The 15642-nt window shown below is 41.9% G+C and carries 15 protein-coding genes; 4 read left to right on the top strand and 11 right to left on the bottom strand.

Annotation, left to right across the window (positions count from 1 at the left end; translation table 11 throughout):
• Positions 1 to 397 precede the first annotated feature (397 nt).
• The gene (locus H0266_RS02665) at positions 398 to 1840 is read left to right on the top strand and encodes a DHA2 family efflux MFS transporter permease subunit (protein ID WP_181470829.1); all 1443 of its coding nucleotides are present in this window, start codon (positions 398 to 400) and stop codon (positions 1838 to 1840) included.
• 110 nt (positions 1841 to 1950) lie between these two features.
• Positions 1951 to 2250, top strand: coding sequence for a TIGR04104 family putative zinc finger protein (locus H0266_RS02660; protein ID WP_181470828.1), 300 nt, complete (start codon positions 1951 to 1953; stop codon positions 2248 to 2250).
• A gap of 40 nt (positions 2251 to 2290) precedes the next feature.
• Here the strand turns inward: H0266_RS02660 and H0266_RS02655 are convergent, their stop codons facing one another.
• The 6 genes from H0266_RS02655 to H0266_RS02630 form a co-directional block, all read right to left on the bottom strand.
• Positions 2291 to 3406, bottom strand: coding sequence for an NAD(P)/FAD-dependent oxidoreductase (locus H0266_RS02655; RefSeq protein ID WP_181470827.1), 1116 nt, complete (start codon positions 3404 to 3406; stop codon positions 2291 to 2293).
• Between the two features lie 65 nt (positions 3407 to 3471).
• Positions 3472 to 3942: a tetratricopeptide repeat protein gene (locus tag H0266_RS02650; protein WP_181470826.1), complete on the bottom strand. Its 471-nt coding sequence runs from the start codon at positions 3940 to 3942 to the stop codon at positions 3472 to 3474.
• Positions 3939 to 5678 carry a M3 family metallopeptidase gene (locus H0266_RS02645; RefSeq protein WP_181470825.1) on the bottom strand — a complete coding sequence of 580 codons (1740 nt, stop codon included), beginning with the start codon at positions 5676 to 5678 and terminating at the stop codon, positions 3939 to 3941. The genes H0266_RS02650 and H0266_RS02645 overlap by 4 nt, the downstream gene beginning before the upstream one ends.
• A gap of 130 nt (positions 5679 to 5808) precedes the next feature.
• Positions 5809 to 7425, bottom strand: a complete 1617-nt coding sequence (locus H0266_RS02640; RefSeq protein ID WP_425484289.1) for a peptide ABC transporter substrate-binding protein — start codon at positions 7423 to 7425, stop codon at positions 5809 to 5811.
• 352 nt (positions 7426 to 7777) lie between these two features.
• The gene (locus H0266_RS02635; RefSeq protein WP_181470823.1) at positions 7778 to 8017 is read right to left on the bottom strand and encodes a hypothetical protein; all 240 of its coding nucleotides are present in this window, start codon (positions 8015 to 8017) and stop codon (positions 7778 to 7780) included.
• Positions 8014 to 8670 (bottom strand): HAD family hydrolase, encoded by a 657-nt coding sequence (locus H0266_RS02630; RefSeq protein ID WP_181470822.1) that lies wholly within the window; start codon positions 8668 to 8670, stop codon positions 8014 to 8016. The genes H0266_RS02635 and H0266_RS02630 overlap by 4 nt, the downstream gene beginning before the upstream one ends.
• A 219-nt stretch (positions 8671 to 8889) precedes the next feature.
• Here H0266_RS02630 and sppA point away from each other — a divergent pair, with 219 nt between their 5' ends.
• Positions 8890 to 9885 carry a signal peptide peptidase SppA gene (gene sppA / locus H0266_RS02625; RefSeq protein ID WP_181470821.1) on the top strand — a complete coding sequence of 332 codons (996 nt, stop codon included), beginning with the start codon at positions 8890 to 8892 and terminating at the stop codon, positions 9883 to 9885.
• 13 nt (positions 9886 to 9898) lie between these two features.
• Positions 9899 to 10438, top strand: coding sequence for an RDD family protein (locus H0266_RS02620; RefSeq protein WP_220127088.1), 540 nt, complete (start codon positions 9899 to 9901; stop codon positions 10436 to 10438).
• Positions 10439 to 10503: 65 nt separating this feature from the next.
• Here H0266_RS02620 and H0266_RS02615 read toward each other — a convergent pair whose 3' ends face one another.
• The 5 genes from H0266_RS02615 to H0266_RS02595 form a co-directional block, all read right to left on the bottom strand.
• Positions 10504 to 12435, bottom strand: a complete 1932-nt coding sequence (locus H0266_RS02615; protein ID WP_181470819.1) for a fructose-bisphosphatase class III — start codon at positions 12433 to 12435, stop codon at positions 10504 to 10506.
• A 203-nt stretch (positions 12436 to 12638) separates the two neighbouring features.
• Positions 12639 to 13217: a histidine phosphatase family protein gene (locus H0266_RS02610; RefSeq protein ID WP_181470818.1), complete on the bottom strand. Its 579-nt coding sequence runs from the start codon at positions 13215 to 13217 to the stop codon at positions 12639 to 12641.
• Between the two features lie 129 nt (positions 13218 to 13346).
• Positions 13347 to 13919 carry a GNAT family N-acetyltransferase gene (locus tag H0266_RS02605; RefSeq protein WP_181470817.1) on the bottom strand — a complete coding sequence of 191 codons (573 nt, stop codon included), beginning with the start codon at positions 13917 to 13919 and terminating at the stop codon, positions 13347 to 13349.
• Between the two features lie 193 nt (positions 13920 to 14112).
• A complete protein-coding gene (locus tag H0266_RS02600) occupies positions 14113 to 14355 on the bottom strand; it encodes a hypothetical protein (RefSeq protein WP_181470816.1) in 243 nt (80 codons plus the stop codon).
• 58 nt (positions 14356 to 14413) lie between these two features.
• Complete coding sequence (locus H0266_RS02595) at positions 14414 to 15436, bottom strand: MerR family transcriptional regulator (protein WP_181470815.1); 1023 nt, start codon at positions 15434 to 15436, stop codon at positions 14414 to 14416.
• Positions 15437 to 15642: the final 206 nt, after the last annotated feature.

The following is a 15642-nucleotide window of genomic DNA, read 5'->3' as shown; positions in this document are numbered from 1 at the left end:
CAAACCATTCTTAGGAGGAGAAAAGAATGAAAATTCAAGCAGGTATTTGGTGCAAACTGACAGTTCAGGATAAAATGATATTGTTAAAAGGGATCAGTCAGAAATCTGTTGTCCATAAGAGTGCATAAAACGGTCATGACGTTACGCGACCATTTTTCACCTCTCACCTACTTATAACTTCTGGATTAGTCTACTGAAATGTCGACTTGTTCTCCTAGGAATAAACCTACTACACTACAGTAGGTTTATTTGTCGTCTCTCAACTTTAGTTTACATAATAATTATATAGTCTCCTTGTTTTTCGTGTATCGAAATAACTATTGCCTCCTACTATGATTCAAGAGTATAATAGTCTAATTGATTATTATACTCTTGAATCATAGTAGGAGGCTTTTTGATGGCTTCAAACGGCTATAATAAAATTCTGATGGCTGCCCTTTTGCTTGCAGGTTCTTTTATAACGATCCTTAACCAAACACTCATGATTACGGCCATTCCACCTATCATGGAGGAAATGAGTATTTCTGCGAATACAGCCCAGTGGCTTACGACGGTATTCATGCTCGTAAACGGTGTTATGATACCCGTAAGTGCGTTTTTAATAGAGAGATTTACAACAAGGCAATTATTTATAGCTGCTATGAGTATTTTCACTGTAGGGACTGTTATTGGTGGATTAGCGTCGAATTTCAATATTCTTCTATTAGGACGAGTCGTTCAATCAGCAGGTGCTGGTGTTATGCTCCCACTTATGCAGACTGTTTTTCTCATGATTTTTCCAGTTAACAAACGTGGGGCTGCTATGGGATATATCGGCCTCGTCATTTCCTTCGCTCCTGCGATTGGTCCTGCCTTATCTGGTTGGGTGACGGCGAATTACTCATGGCGCTTGCTGTTTTGGATTGTGTTCCCACTAGCGCTTATGATTATCGCACTTGCCTATTTCGTATTAAAAAACGTAACAGAGCTGTCTAATCCAAAAGTAGATCCTCTATCCATTGTCTTATCTTCAATCGGGTTTGGTAGTCTTCTTTATGGATTCACCGTTGCGGGTAATTCCGGATGGAGCAGTCCTGTGACCATTTCAGTCTTGGCTCTCGGTGCGATTACCCTCTTCGTCTTCATTTTACGCCAATTGAGGATGGAGCACCCGATGTTAGAGTTTCGCGTTTTCAAATATCCAATTTTCGCTATTTCGACCGTTATTGCGATGATTGCCTTCCTCGGTTTAATTGGAGCGGAAACACTCATCCCTTTATATATGCAAAACATGCGCGGGTTTTCGGCTTATGAATCAGGTCTCGCCTTACTACCTGGTGCAGTCATCGTTGCTTTTATGTCTCCGATTACAGGACGGATTTTCGATAAGATCGGCGCTCGTTTGCTTTCGACTATTGGACTCACCATCATCACTGGGGCATCCGTAGCGTTTTCTTTCTTAAGTATCGAAACAACGTTCTGGACGATTACCATTCTTTATGCTGTCCGGATGTTCGGTTTATCTATGGTAATGATGCCTGTAACGACCGCTGGACTCAACCAATTACCGAAGAAGCTTATCCCTCACGGTGCTGCCATGAGCAACACGATGCGCATGGTTGCCGCTTCTGTAGGTACTGCCATTTTAGTCACGGTCATGACGACGACGGAAAAGAATGCGATCAATACGCCTACCATTGAATACCCAGGGATTCACGGGGTAAATATCGCCTTCATGGTCGTTTCTGGTCTTTCGCTCGTGGGTCTGATTTTAGCTGGTTTTGTGAAAAAAACGAAGCCACCTGAAGAAGATGCACCAGTGGAGAACGTAGAAACAGAACGACATGCACAAGAAGCGTAATATATTTTAAAGCCAGAAGAGTGCTCTTCTGGCTTTTTGTATGATCGTATATAAATATTTTGAAACTTTTGGAAAGTTGCATACGTAAAAGAAGTGTAGGAGGGTTTCTTATGACAAAATGTGAAAACTGCGGTTTTGAATGGAGCTGGTGGACCTGTGTGAAGAAGTCTATACGCCTCACAAGGGCGATGCAGTGTCCGAACTGCCGTAAAAAACAGTATCAATCCACTTCATCCATGCGAAGAACCTCGTTGATTACGATGATTCCCGTGCTCATCATCCCGATTACAGTCTTATTTAATATTCCTCTCATTTATGCTGCTCTATTAGCGCTTGTATTATTTTTCTCAGCAATAGGGATCAGTCCTATGACCCTATCCCTCTCAAATGAAGAAGAACCACTATGGTAATGGTTACTTGTGGGGCGATGGTCTAGATTACCTTTCCGCCTTAATGAAACACTCGATCTAACGAGTATTTTTCTAATTGTATTTGAGTGCGCTCTTTCAGGATCGCCTTGGCAAGTTCAGCTCCCACAAAAGGACCGCTTGTCAGTCCAGAGGCCCCTAGCCCATTGGCAAGCCATACGTTATCATGACCGGGCACCTGGCCTATGGCAGGTAGTGAACCTTTTGTGAATGGACGAAAACCCACTCGTGTTCCAACATATGATGCTCGTGATAAGCCCGGAGAAACGGTCAAAGCCTTTTCGAGCAGTTCATGAACGGCCGACATCGTCACTCTGGTATCGAATTCTGTTCCTTTTTCCTTTGTTGCCCCAATCACGACCCGACCATCCGGAAATCCTAATTGATAGTGACCAAACGGTGGGAGCAACACCGGCCAGTCATTTGTATTCGCATCAGAAAGCTTAAGGTGAACAATTTGCGCCTTTTCAAACGTTACATTAGATCTCAACCCTAGTGTCTTGAATAATTCATTCGACCAGGCTCCGTTTGTTACGACGATTTGCTCAGCGTAGTGAATCTCACCTCTGATGGTCACCCCGACGACGCGGCCTTCATTCGTATGAGCCAAAGCCTCCCCTTTCACAAAGCATGCTCCATATCTCATAGCTGCCCTGAGTAATGCTTGATTGATCGCCTCTCCATTCACTCTCGCGCCACCACTAATGTATAAAGCCCGGTAGGTTTCGTCTAACACCGGAAACTGCTCTTTCGTCTCCTTAGGTGATAGTTTGCTCAGTGTACCCATTTCCGGCGCCTCTTCTTTTCTCTTACGTGCAAGTTCCATTTTCTTATCCAGCTTCTCTTCTGTGTCAAAAATGTTAATTGCCCCGACTTGACGGTATCCTGTTTCTGTCTCGCCTTCTTCCTTTAGATCACGAATCAATTCAGGGTAGAACTTCGCCCCTTTCAGCACGAGGTCATACCATGAACGATTCGAACGGTTGGTTAACCATGGACAGACAATACCTGCCCCAGCTTTCGTTGCCTGGCCAGCATCCTGCCTGTCAACAATCTTGACCTTCACGCCTTTTTTTGACAAATGATAAGCTGTCGATGCACCTAAGATCCCGGCTCCAATAATGATTGCTTCCTTCATAACAACACCTATTTCCTAACATGATACTGTTGATTGTACAGGTAGTGAAACGAATCAACAAATCCTTATTGCAGGTGTTCCGCATAATGGTTGATCGCGCGTTCATATTTCTTGATGTTTGCATCGTGTGTTGTATGGAGCAAGGTCAATAATGAAGTTCTCAGCGCATCCGCTTGTTGATCGGCTGAAAACAAGATGAGTGAATGAAACACCTTGAGTGGTGCATAGTCGGGAAATTGACGCACGCCCTCTTCGATAGTCTCAAGTGCTCGGTCATGGCGATTCAATACATTAAACGAACTAGCCAAACATACATACGTATCAGGAAGCAAATCTTCACGTACGTCTAGGCTAATGGCATTTTCATAATAGGCGACCGCTTCCTGTTCTAATCCAAGGGCATCGTGACATTGTCCACAGTGATGATGCAGCTCTGCGTTTGTAGCGTCAGAATCAATCAAACTCTTGAATAAAGGCAGCGCTTCTTCTACTTGTCCCATCTTCTTTATGTGTAGTGCCTTATCTAGTTCATTCATTTGTAAACCTCCTTCTGTGTTGTAGATAATGCTATGAATTTTCTTACGTCAGATGCACATAGCTCTAACCCCTTAATCCAGAATCCCGGCTCTGTAATGTCTTCATGTAAATAGGTATGCGCGATGTCTTCTACGGACATACAACCGGAGTTCCTTAGGAGTAATTCATAGTCATCCTCAAACGACTCTCCCTTTTCTCTGCGTTTCGCCATTAAGGATAGTGCGAAAAGATAACCGAATGTATAAGGATAATTATAATAAGGGGCATGGGGCAGGTAGAAATGTGGAATTCCTGTCCAAAACTGTGCTGGTGGATCTACTACCGATCCTTGATATGACCGTTCCCACGCTTCTTTCATTAACACATTCGTACGCTCCACCGACACAACTCCCGCCCTTCTTTCTTTTTCGAATGAGTGTTCAAATAGAAAACGGGACCGTATATTCATAAAGTTCATCACACTTCTTTTCAACTTCTCATCTAACAAATACAATTGTTCTTCTTCACTATGCGCCTCGTCCATGGCACCTTCTAGGACCGACAATTCAGCGAAGGTCGAACTAGTCTCTGCTAGTGTCAGCGGATACATTTGGTTTAACCCCTCAACGCCGCTTAACTGATGATTATGAAAGGCGTGGCCAAGTTCATGGGCTAACACTAGAACATCTGACATAGTGCCCTTATATGTCATACTGATTCGGGATTCATTCGTCATGGGAAAGCCAGCACAAAAAGCATATGACCTCTTTTCTTCGCGGTCTTGCTCATCAATCCAGCTTTCTTTCACTGCGAGCTCCGCAAATGTTTTCAAGGATGAATTGGCCCTTCCAAAGTGGCGAAGGACGAAAGATACACCTTCTGAATACGTATAATTCCTTTTACTTGTACTCAAAGGAGCCCAGAAATCATAGTAAGGCAGTCGCTCCTTACCTAATAGATCAGCTTTTTCATTTAAATAGTCTCGGAACAGGGGTATGTACGAATCTACGGCTTGCCACATTGCCTCTATCGTTTCCCGTTTGATGCGGTTTTGATCTAAGGATTCTTCTAAGCGAGTAGAATAGCCCGTTTGGTTGTTCTTTTTAATCGAATAACCGGTAATACGGTTGTATATCTGCGCTATAATATCCTCTTGTTCCCTCCATCCCTCTTCTAACGCATAGAAAGAACGTTTCCTTAAATGAGCGTCTGAACTTGAGCGGAAACTGAGGGCTTGTGCATAAGAAAATTCTTGATCGTTTACACAAAACTTCATACGAGCGACAACTTTTTGGTAAAAGTTCCCCCAAGCATCAAGACCATCACTCGATAAATCCTTGATCAACTCCTGCTCTCTTTGATGGAGTACCCGCTGATCGTGCCATCTTTGCAGGATATAAGCATAGTGACGAGTCCCTTCGTGTTTAAGTAAGTCTCTAAAGGTCGATTCCTCAGCTGCTGCCACTTTCGTTTGAAGTAGATATAACAAATGATTGAACGATTGCTTGCAAGCTGACCCGTAGATCTCATAAGATTGACTGTCGTTGGTAGATCTGAGAACAGCAATCAAGGATGTTAATTGTGATACGCGCTTCCTCAATTCTGAAGATTGATTCAGCCAATCTGTCATCTTCACAGGTGATAGGGAATGTTTATTTATTTCTACAATCAATTGATCCATTTCCCTTTGTATCGCAACAGATTCGTATGTAAATCTATCACTATCCATAAAAATAGAGTCTTGTCGGTTTCTCATATTTTCACTCCTCTACGCGTCTTTCGACAGCTCTTTTGTTTTCTCCTTCCTCCTGACAAGATTTATAACATCTGCGTACACGTACAAAAAAACGCTTGAGCCCCTTTTAGGCCCAAGCGTGAAGACTTCATTATTCAACATAAGCATATTTGTACGTATAATCAGGCCCCATCGCGTTCGGTGTTACATTTTTGACGGAAGGATCCCATAGCTGAGCATGAGCTCGCTGGTAAAGAGGAGCAAGCACAGCGTCTTCTTCAATCAATAAACGCTCAGCCTCTAAGAAGGCTTCAAAACGTTTCACTGGTTGCTGAGCCAGTTCATCACCTGCTTGGCTGATCAGACTATCGTACTCTTCACTAGAGTAACCCGTCTTATTACTTCCACCATCTGTTACCCAAAGGTTCAAGAATGTGTTCGGATCAAGATAGTCTGGTCCCCACCCATAATTCTCTAAGTCATAATCCATGTTCTTATCCCGCTCTAGACGAACTTTGAAAGGTACACTTTCAAGTTGGATCGTCAGTCCCTCCAACTGCTCCAGTTGCGCTTTCAAATAGGCATCCAGGTTCTTCGAAACTTCTGTATCTCCACCAAGGAAACGTAGTTCCGCTGTCTCAATGCCCAATTCTTGTTTTGCTTCACTCCAAAGCTTTTGAGCTTCTTCTACATTCTGTTCAACTAAATCGTCATTCAGTTCCGTGAAATCTTCTCCTGTTTCTGGATGTTTAACAAAATCACTAGGCATCATTCCGTCAGCAACGACAGAACCATTGTTTAAAATGACATTGACCATACTTTGACGGTCGATGACATGTTGAATCGCTTTACGTGCTTTCGCATTTGAAAGGATCTCGTTTTCTTGGTTCATTTTAATGAAGAATGTCGTTGGTGCTTTTGCGACATGGAAATCTTCAGAAGAACGGTATTCATCAACGAATTCAGAAGAAAGGTTCACGCGATCGACCGCATCCGTCTGATAAAGGTTGACCCCTGCTGCTACATCTTTGACGACTTTTACGTTGATTTTTTCAAGCTTTACATTGTCTGCATCCCAGTAGTCTTCATTCTTCTCCACAGTCCATCCTGCACCGTGGTTCCATTCTGTCATAATGAATGGTCCGTTTGAAAGAAGGGTTTCGGCGTCCAGCGCATACTTATCTCCTTGTTCTTCAACGAACGATTGATTTTGTGGTAAGAAGGTTCCGAATGCTGTCATTGATTTGAAGTAAGGTGTCGGTTTTTCTAACGTCACTTCTAGTGTATAGTCATCAACTGCCACTACACCGAGTTGATCTAGCTCCATCTCGCCTTTCGAAACAGCTTCTGCGTTTTTGATGACTCCGTTCATCATATAGGGACCGTATTCTGACCCTGTTGCAGGGTTTACAGCACGTCTCCATGCAAAAACAAAGTCCTTGGCTGTTACCTCATCACCATTTGACCATTTCGCCCCTTCGCGCAGGTCGAATGTGTATGTAAGTCCATCTTCACTTACTTCATGACTTCTCGCCATACCTGGTTCAGGTTGTCCATCGTTCCCAAGACGATAAAGACCGTCTTTCGTAGAACCTAACCACTGTGAAGCAATCGCATCTATTGTCATAGAAGAATCCATAGAAGGAATCTCCGCTGTCTCAACTAAGTTGATTTCTTGTTTCTTCGCTGTTGATGTAGAACCCTCAGCGGCGTCTGTCTCTTCACTCGCGCCTCCACAAGCAACAAGTAACGTGCTCATAAGGAGCATAAGGCTAAGTAGAATCGTTTTCGTGTGTCTCAAAAAAATGACCTCCTAAGTAATTTCGTCTGATGTTTTCGTGACAAGCACAAAATCGATTATACATAGTCCTACATATTTCAACAAAAGTCTGCCTTGTCTGATTTGAGAAATTATTTAGGTCTTTATTCATGATTCTAAAGAGATTTTTAGGTGTTTTTTCACATCGATTTATACAGTATAAATTGTATAAATTTAATAGACTGTTTTTATTTGAATTTAAATCCAATTTATTATGTATTTTGAACCAGTTCTGAAAGCCCCTTCAAGTTATTGCGTATAATGGACAAAGAAAAAGCCTAACCGAAATGGTAGTTAGACTCTAAACAAGTATGCTGCTCAAACCAAGGCCAAGCATCAGACCACCTCCACCTAGAAACACATAATTCCAAATGGAACGAGGGTTCTCATTGTACTGCAGGGCGCCCTGTACAATCATGTATAATGACAAAAACACAAAAAGAAAAGCGTACACATCCCAACTTGTGAAAATCATCAATATTCCAAAAAGAAATGCTGTCAACAACAACCCTTGAGCTACCTTATCCAAAAGTTGATTCATTGAGTGACTCTCCCTTCTGCGTGGATGGCAAAAGGCAAGTGATCCAGGTCTGTTATGTATTCATCTGCATGAGCACAATCGTATCGCTCATTCATGATCCAAAATCCCCTCATCCCGACAAATTGAGCAGCAGCTATATCATTCTCAGGATGGTCCCCTACGAACACCGCTTCATGCGGGGCGACTTGTAGACGCTCACAGGCTAAGTGAAATAAAGCAGGATCCGGTTTTTTTATCCCTTCCGTTTCCGATATGACAATGCTATCAAAATAACGGCTGATCCCTAATTTATGAATCATGGAAGCCTGCATCGTTTCACGACCATTTGTAATAATCCCGAGCTTGTAATGACTTTTTAGTTTCTCAAGCATAGGAAGTAGACCTGTGAAAGGCTGACAATACTCTTGAAGGTTTTCATTATAGTCCTCTAATAGATCCTCTTGGTTATAGAAATTGAACTCTTCCGCTAATAGAGGGTAAACTTCTGATTTCGGAGTGTACCCTCCACGATCCAATTCTATAAATCGCTTCATAAACCTTCGCTTTTCTTGTCCGTTCTGAAAGAATCGATTGTACTGATTTTCGAGAAAATATAACAGTGTCCGGTCCCTGTCTAACAGGGTTCCGTCTAAGTCAAATAGAACAGCCTTCATTAATGCCACCTCCATATTCTGTCATTGTAATGGAAATAACCCTAAGAGGGAAGTGTTTTATTTAAATATTCAAAAAATAAAAAACCTCTTTTATCATGTCATTTCTCTTGAAGAGGGGAAAAATTATGATTGAATTCGAAACCTTTTACAGAAGCTACACGTATAAAAAGAATAGCCTACATACAAATACAAGAGGCTTATTTGGAAAGGGGTAAGAACATGACTAAACGAATTGTCGCAAGTTTGATCGCGATTGCCGTACTTGTCTTGGGCATCGTATTCAACTTTGTCGGGTCTTTCATCGGTGATCAAATGAACAACTCTACACAAATGATGACGGCCAATGATAACCCAGATGAACGAATTATGGAAAACGGTTCAAACACGAACCGAATTGCACGAATCAATATTGAAGGAGCCATTATGAGTTCTCCTAACTCAGGGTCAAACCCCTTCAATAGTGGAGGATATCAACATGAGCAAATGATTAAGAAATTAGAAGCGATTAAAGAAGACAATTCTGTAAAGGCCGTCCTTCTTTATGTAAACTCTCCTGGTGGTGGAGTCTATGAGAGTGCCCAAATACACGATCAGCTGAAAGAAATTAAAGAAGCTGGTAAAACAATCTACGTTTCAATGGGAGGGACTGCGGCATCAGGAGGCTACTACGTTTCCGCACCTGCTGATCGCATATTCGCTTCTAAAGAAACGTTCACAGGTTCGTTGGGTGTGATCATCCAAAGTATGAACTATCAGGAATTAGCAAACGAATATGGCGTGAAATGGAATACATTCACAAGTGGCGAATTCAAAGACATCCTGAGTCCTACAAAACCAATGTCTGATGCAGAACGTGACATTGTTCAGGAGTTAGTGGATGAGTCTTATCAGCAATTTGTCGATGTTATTGCAGAAGGTCGAGACATGAGTGAAAGTCGTGTGCGCGAACTTGCTGACGGGCGTATTTACTCCGGAAGCCAAGCATTAGAGAATGGACTGATTGATGAAATTGGATTTAAGGATGACGCGCTGATGGCATTGAAAGAAGAAGTCGGTGGAAATCCTGAAGTATTCGAATACAGAAACAGTGTCGGTGATCTATTTGCCAACCTTCCATTCGCCAAAAGTTTTCTACCGAACAGCGACATCCGTTTCATAGAAGAATTAATTAGTCAACGTCAAGGACCGACCTTGATGTATATGTATAGTGAATAAGGAGGAGAATCGATTGCAAATCACAGAGCCACAAACTTTGACGAAAAAACAAAAAGATGACCTCCAACGATTGCTATATGCAGGCTTTTGGATCCGTTTTTTTGCCTATTTAATTGATTTGATCGTCGTATGGGGAATCAATTCGATTGTCACAAGGCCACTGATCAGACTAGCTGGTTTACAGGATGCCAAACTTTGGATTGATTTCTTCAGTGTATCGAACTTGCTTACGCTGCTCATCTTTTTCCTTTACTTCATTTTAATGACGAAGTACTTTCAAGCCACTCTTGGAAAAATGATTCTCGGTCTATCTGTCCAATCATTGGAAGGAAACTCGATGTCCACTAGTCAAATCATTTTTCGTGAATGCATCGGACGTTATATCAGCATGGCGATTGGGGGACTACCTTACATTGTCGTCGCTTTTACGAAGCGGCATCAAGGAATTCACGACTATTTTGCCGATACGTCTGTGATTAAGAATAAATTCAAAGAAGTGAATCTAACCCTTGATCACAATAAACATACCTCTGAAACATTAGTTGAGTCGTAACGATGTAGAGAACTAAAAAGACCAGAGCGATGCACGCTCTGGTCTTTTTTATTGCAAACATATTCTCATTTCATATAGCGGTACTCCATCAATTGATTGAGGATGTAAATTTCCTGCAGAAGCTCTTCTCCGATATTCGTCTCGAGCACTTTCTTTCGTTCCAGTTCCTTATCTACCAGTCTCTTCACTGATAAAACATCGGTTCCATTAGCCAGAACGTCCTCTTTAGAATGGAATTGCTTATGAGCAACGAGCTGCATCCCATAAGAATTAAATAACAAGGTATATCCCGCAATTCCCGTCGTGGACTGATAAGCTTTCGAGAACCCGCCATCAATGACGATCATTTTCCCACTCGCTTTAATTGGATTTTCCCCTTCTATCTCTTTTACGGGTGTATGACCATTAATGATATGGCCTTGATCAGGAAGAAGGTCGAATTCTTTAAGGATTTCACGACAAGTCTCTTCGTTCTCACGTAAGAAGTAATAAGGATTCTTCTTCTCTTTGTGTGTATTCTTGTCTTTGATGAAATACCTTTCAAACGTCGTCATCTTTCTCTTTCCAAAGAGGGATGAATATTCTCCTGTCCAAAGATACCAGGCCATATCCATCGCAAGGTCATCTGTCTTGTCTGGGTTGGCAAACGCATCACGTAAATAATACTCAAAGATATCAAGTAAATCGCGACCGCCATATGTTTTGTTCTCGATCGTCATCTTTTCCATATGGCCCTCTTCATCCAGCGGAATACAACCGTGAATCAGTAGATTGCCATTGTATTTCAAATAAAGACTTCCCTTTTTCATAAGAAAATTCATATGTCTTGATAGCTTTTCCGAATGTTGAACAGAAAATAGCAACTTATCTATTACCTGCTGTTCTTCTTCCAGCAATTGATCGGGTTGGTCAGGGTTAATCGTTGCAAAGCAAGGGTTGTCCAAAGGATAGGTTTCCCCGTTGATCGTAATTTCTTCTCGATCGTAATCAATATTTTCAAGTAGTAAACGCTCGGACATATTGAAGTACGGACGCCGCTTAATGATTGGACTTTCAAGTTTGAACTGAATCATAGCAATCGCTTGATGGATTTTCGTTATTTGAAGTTCTTCATGCTTAGAAGGCCGCTCATCCGCCTGCACCTTTGGTCGAAAAGATGGATTGTCCTCATAGTACTTCTCGGCAAGGTTGAGTAACGGCCTAAGGTTGATTCCGTAAACATCCTCGATGATCTCCAAATTCGCATACCTCGCACAAATACGAATGATGTTCGCCAGACAAACCTTCGATCCGGCATAAGCACCAATCCATAAAACATCATGATTCCCCCACTGAATATCTACAGAATGATAGTTGATGAGAGTTTCCATAATTCGATCAGGTTCAGGACCACGATCGTAAATATCGCCAACGACATGAAGGTGATCAACAACTAACTTTTGAGTCGTGTAAGAAAGGCCGATCATGAGCTTGTCCGCCTGACCGAGGGAGATAATCTGTTGGACAATCTTCGAATAGTAGGACTCCTTGTTGGCGGGATCGGCCGTTTTGTACAATAGTTCTTCAATTACATATACAAACTGAGAAGGTAACGCCTTTCGTAATTTTGAACGCGTATATTTAGAGGATGCGTAGGAAATGAGCTTCAACATCCGCTCAATCATCTGGATATACCAATGTTCTAATTGGGTTTCATTGTCAAAAGCATTTTTTATTAATTTTATTTTCTCTTCTGGATAGTAGACAAGTGTTGCAAACTCGTTGATTTCCTGCTCACTCAACTCATCCTGAAACAAGTCAGTGATTTTTTCTTTCACTTTGCCTGATCCATTTCTCAGGACATGCTGAAAAGCTCTGTATTCACCGTGCAGATCACTGACGAAATGTTCCGTTCCCTTTGGAAGGTTAAGTATAGCTTTCAGATTGATGATTTCCGTGACCACTTTTTCTTCACTATTATACTTCTGTGCAAGTAAGTCTAAGTATTTCGTATTCACAGTTATGTAACCCCTTTCATTTTGGAGTGCAATAGACAGCCGATTAATAGAGAAAGATTTCTGACGTACAGTGGATCGAGTGAAATCCTCTGACTATCTCAATTCTATGACGAACCCCCACAATCGACAAGCCCTAATTCCAAACACCTGCATTAAATAAGAGTTCCGGACCGTATCCGAAACTCTACCATTTCTCCTTCGCATTAGGTGAAGGTGCTCTGGGCTTCCTCATCGACGATACGATCCACCGTCAACAAGGTAGACTGGTCGAACGTTAAGGCGATCACCTCTGGCATCCGTAGCTGTTTCCAGAATTCGTAATCAAACCTGGAGTCCAGCGCGCCCATCGTTAAGGTCATGATATTTCCATGAGTTCCTATCACGACACGCTCCCCTTCATGCTTTTTCAAAACGTCATTCAAAGCGTTTGCACCTCTTTGGCGAGCCACTTGATTGGACTCTCCTCCCGGCCAAGAGAACGCTTCATCGCTCCAAACGCGTTCTATCGCTTCTGAGAAATTCTTTGCACTCCCTTCGATCAGCTTCCTTTCTTTGAAGTCTTCTATTACATGCACTTCTTTACCGATCTCATTGGCTAGAGGCTCAACGGTTTGTATGGAGCGGAGATAAGGACTTGAAAGAACATGATGGATGTTCTTGTTGGCTAACAAGTCTTTTACTTTCTCAGCGTCTCTTTTCCCGTGTTCAGATAGTGGTCGACTACGCTCTTTTTCTGTGTAGGTAGAGTGAGCATGGCGTACGAAATATATGATAGTGTTCATTGATATAATCTCCTTTAAAATCGATTCAGTACGATAGAGAATCTATAGCGATTTGGCTATATGATTTTTTTGCAACATAGCCACACTCTTTCCATAGATATATTAAGCTGAACTCGAAAGAATCATGTACTAGAACTTGTCTACTTTCACCTTTGAATAAATGCACGTATCCGTCAAACGCTTACCATCCACGGAACGGTCATCGTTTCGCATGATTCCCTCCATTTGAAAACCTAGTTTCTCTGGTATCGCCCGACTTCGAACATTCTCTGATTCACATTGAATTTCGATTCTTACCATGTCCAATTCTTCAAAGGCAAAAGTAGTCAGCGCTTCTACCGCCTCGAGCATATATCCATTCCCACTGTGCTTCGTGTCAATCCAGTACCCAATTTCCAGCTTCGGTACGGACCAGTCGATTTCATGAAATCCTGTGGACCCAATAAAAGCGCCTGTCTCTTTTGAAAAAATCAAATACCGGAGATTTTCTCGTGTAATAAACTTAGAAGCAGCCTGACGCGTATTCGTTTCTGTATCTTCTACTGAGGGATGCTGACGAGCAAAAGCAAGCCAAGGACTTAATTCAGCTAGGGATCGTTTAATAGCCTTGTTGATTTGTTCCCCGTCCCCCGACTGGGGCGCACGCAACAAGCAGCGTTCTGTTTCAAGCGATGTGCGTATGTTTTTAGTGATTGGATTCATTCATAACCATCCCTTTTATGTAAAATCATGTCACAATTATAATCAAACACCAATTTGCATATGATTTCAATATAAAATTCAGAATTCTCCAGCTCATTTTTCATTAGAATTCGTAAAAGAAGCATCATTGATAGCAAAAAATTTACGAATGTGATCAAAAAAACAGCCCTCTGTTTGAGAGCTGTCTTAAAAATTATAATTCCAGTGTTTCATACGCTTGATGAATGACTGGTCTTCTAACGTACACTTGATAAATGCAGGCGAGTCCAGTAGCTCCTTCTTTTCCACCGACACAACTGAGCGTCTTGGTTTTGATTTCTATGCCTTCATTTTTCAAAGCCCCAACCCTTTTATAGTAATGGATCAAATCATGGGTTGAGAATACAAGTTCCCAGCTTTTGTTGCCAAACAAATTCCGAAATGGCTTATGGATCATACGCGCCTTCTCCTCGTTAGCAAAGATAGTTTATTTTATGCTAATCTAATCGGAATTATCACTCTTTCTCAGCGTAGACAAGATGTAGAATATCACTGTATTGATGGACGCTTACTATGTAGCCAAGTTGCTCTAAAGCATGAATAAGTTGGGAGCGATTGGCGTACCACTCATCTTCAATTGCCCTTACGGCTTCCAAATTCCCCTCAGAAGCAAGCTTTTCCAACACACGCTTTCGATCCGCTTCATTCTCAAACATCAAGTCCGCAATCACGATGCGTCCTCTGTGAGCTAACACACGATCCATTTCTTCAACAGCAAGTTGTTTCTCTTCCTCCTCAACATGGTGAAGGGCGTAACTTGTTGTAATAAAATCCACTGATTGATCCATTAAGGGGAGCGCGAGGAAATGTCCGTTCCTCACATCAATAGAAGGGAATTTCTCTGAACACTTTTGCAACATCTCGTTGGATTGATCGACACCAATCACCGATACTCCTTTAGACAAAAACTGTGAGCCTAAATTTCCTGTACCAATCCCTATATCAGCCCCTACTTCTCCCATTCCCGCATCGATCAATCGAACCGCTTCCGCCAGTACTTCTTCGTAATGAGCATGGATATTGAAACCATATCCCTCTGTTTTTAAATCGCGATCATATGAATCAGCCTGGCTATCAAAATTCCAACGGTCGTGCCACCGCTTCCTCTTCTTCTTCAGGTCCTTCAAAATACTTGCTTTTTCATAAAGTGAATGACTTGCTTTGTCACAACTCTTCACCATTTCGTCAATAGTCGTAATCATATCTTTCATTTCCAACCACTCACTGTACAAAACTGAACGCTGACGATTCAAGTGGTGATCGATTGCATGCTGATCTTCTAAGGTTTCTCTGATCTGGGATGTAGACATCCCTACTTCTCGAAGCGCTAAGATAACGCGTAACTTTTCAACATGACCTTCATCAAACTGTCGATAATGATTGGCGGATTTGTAAGGGGAAATTAATCCTTTTTCTTCATAAAAACGAATGGTCCTCGGTGTCGTATGTACTAGACTGGCAATTTCTTTCATTTGCATCAACTGTCATTCCTCCTCTATGTATAAAGAATAAAGGTTGACGCAGCGTTAAAGTAAAGTACTTTTTTATTTTTTTATAGCACTCCCTACTGCAATGAGAAAAATAACAAAGAAAACCACTCCCACTCCTAACAACAGGTTCATCAAAATCGGCTCCTCCTTTGACGTTTTTTATTATTCTGGAATACGTGAACAATCATGCCTCA

The organism is Halobacillus locisalis, assembly GCF_013694105.1.
GTDB classification, from domain to species: domain Bacteria; phylum Bacillota; class Bacilli; order Bacillales; family Halobacillaceae; genus Halobacillus; species Halobacillus locisalis.
This window is presented reverse-complemented; position numbering and strand designations above follow the sequence as displayed.

What these genes read in the sequence shown, in the direction of transcription:
- H0266_RS02665 (WP_181470829.1), top strand. Translation starts at nt 398, where the DNA reads ATGGCTTCAAACGGCTATAATAAAATTCTGATGGCTGCCCTTTTGCTT.
- H0266_RS02660 (WP_181470828.1), top strand. Translation starts at nt 1,951, where the DNA reads ATGACAAAATGTGAAAACTGCGGTTTTGAATGGAGCTGGTGGACCTGT.
- H0266_RS02655 (WP_181470827.1), bottom strand. Translation starts at nt 3,406, where the DNA reads ATGAAGGAAGCAATCATTATTGGAGCCGGGATCTTAGGTGCATCGACA.
- H0266_RS02650 (WP_181470826.1), bottom strand. Translation starts at nt 3,942, where the DNA reads ATGAATGAACTAGATAAGGCACTACACATAAAGAAGATGGGACAAGTA.
- H0266_RS02645 (WP_181470825.1), bottom strand. Translation starts at nt 5,678, where the DNA reads ATGAGAAACCGACAAGACTCTATTTTTATGGATAGTGATAGATTTACA.
- H0266_RS02640 (WP_425484289.1), bottom strand. Translation starts at nt 7,425, where the DNA reads ATGCTCCTTATGAGCACGTTACTTGTTGCTTGTGGAGGCGCGAGTGAA.
- H0266_RS02635 (WP_181470823.1), bottom strand. Translation starts at nt 8,017, where the DNA reads ATGAATCAACTTTTGGATAAGGTAGCTCAAGGGTTGTTGTTGACAGCA.
- H0266_RS02630 (WP_181470822.1), bottom strand. Translation starts at nt 8,670, where the DNA reads ATGAAGGCTGTTCTATTTGACTTAGACGGAACCCTGTTAGACAGGGAC.
- sppA (WP_181470821.1), top strand. Translation starts at nt 8,890, where the DNA reads ATGACTAAACGAATTGTCGCAAGTTTGATCGCGATTGCCGTACTTGTC.
- H0266_RS02610 (WP_181470818.1), bottom strand. Translation starts at nt 13,217, where the DNA reads ATGAACACTATCATATATTTCGTACGCCATGCTCACTCTACCTACACA.
- H0266_RS02605 (WP_181470817.1), bottom strand. Translation starts at nt 13,919, where the DNA reads ATGAATCCAATCACTAAAAACATACGCACATCGCTTGAAACAGAACGC.
- H0266_RS02600 (WP_181470816.1), bottom strand. Translation starts at nt 14,355, where the DNA reads ATGATCCATAAGCCATTTCGGAATTTGTTTGGCAACAAAAGCTGGGAA.
- H0266_RS02595 (WP_181470815.1), bottom strand. Translation starts at nt 15,436, where the DNA reads ATGCAAATGAAAGAAATTGCCAGTCTAGTACATACGACACCGAGGACC.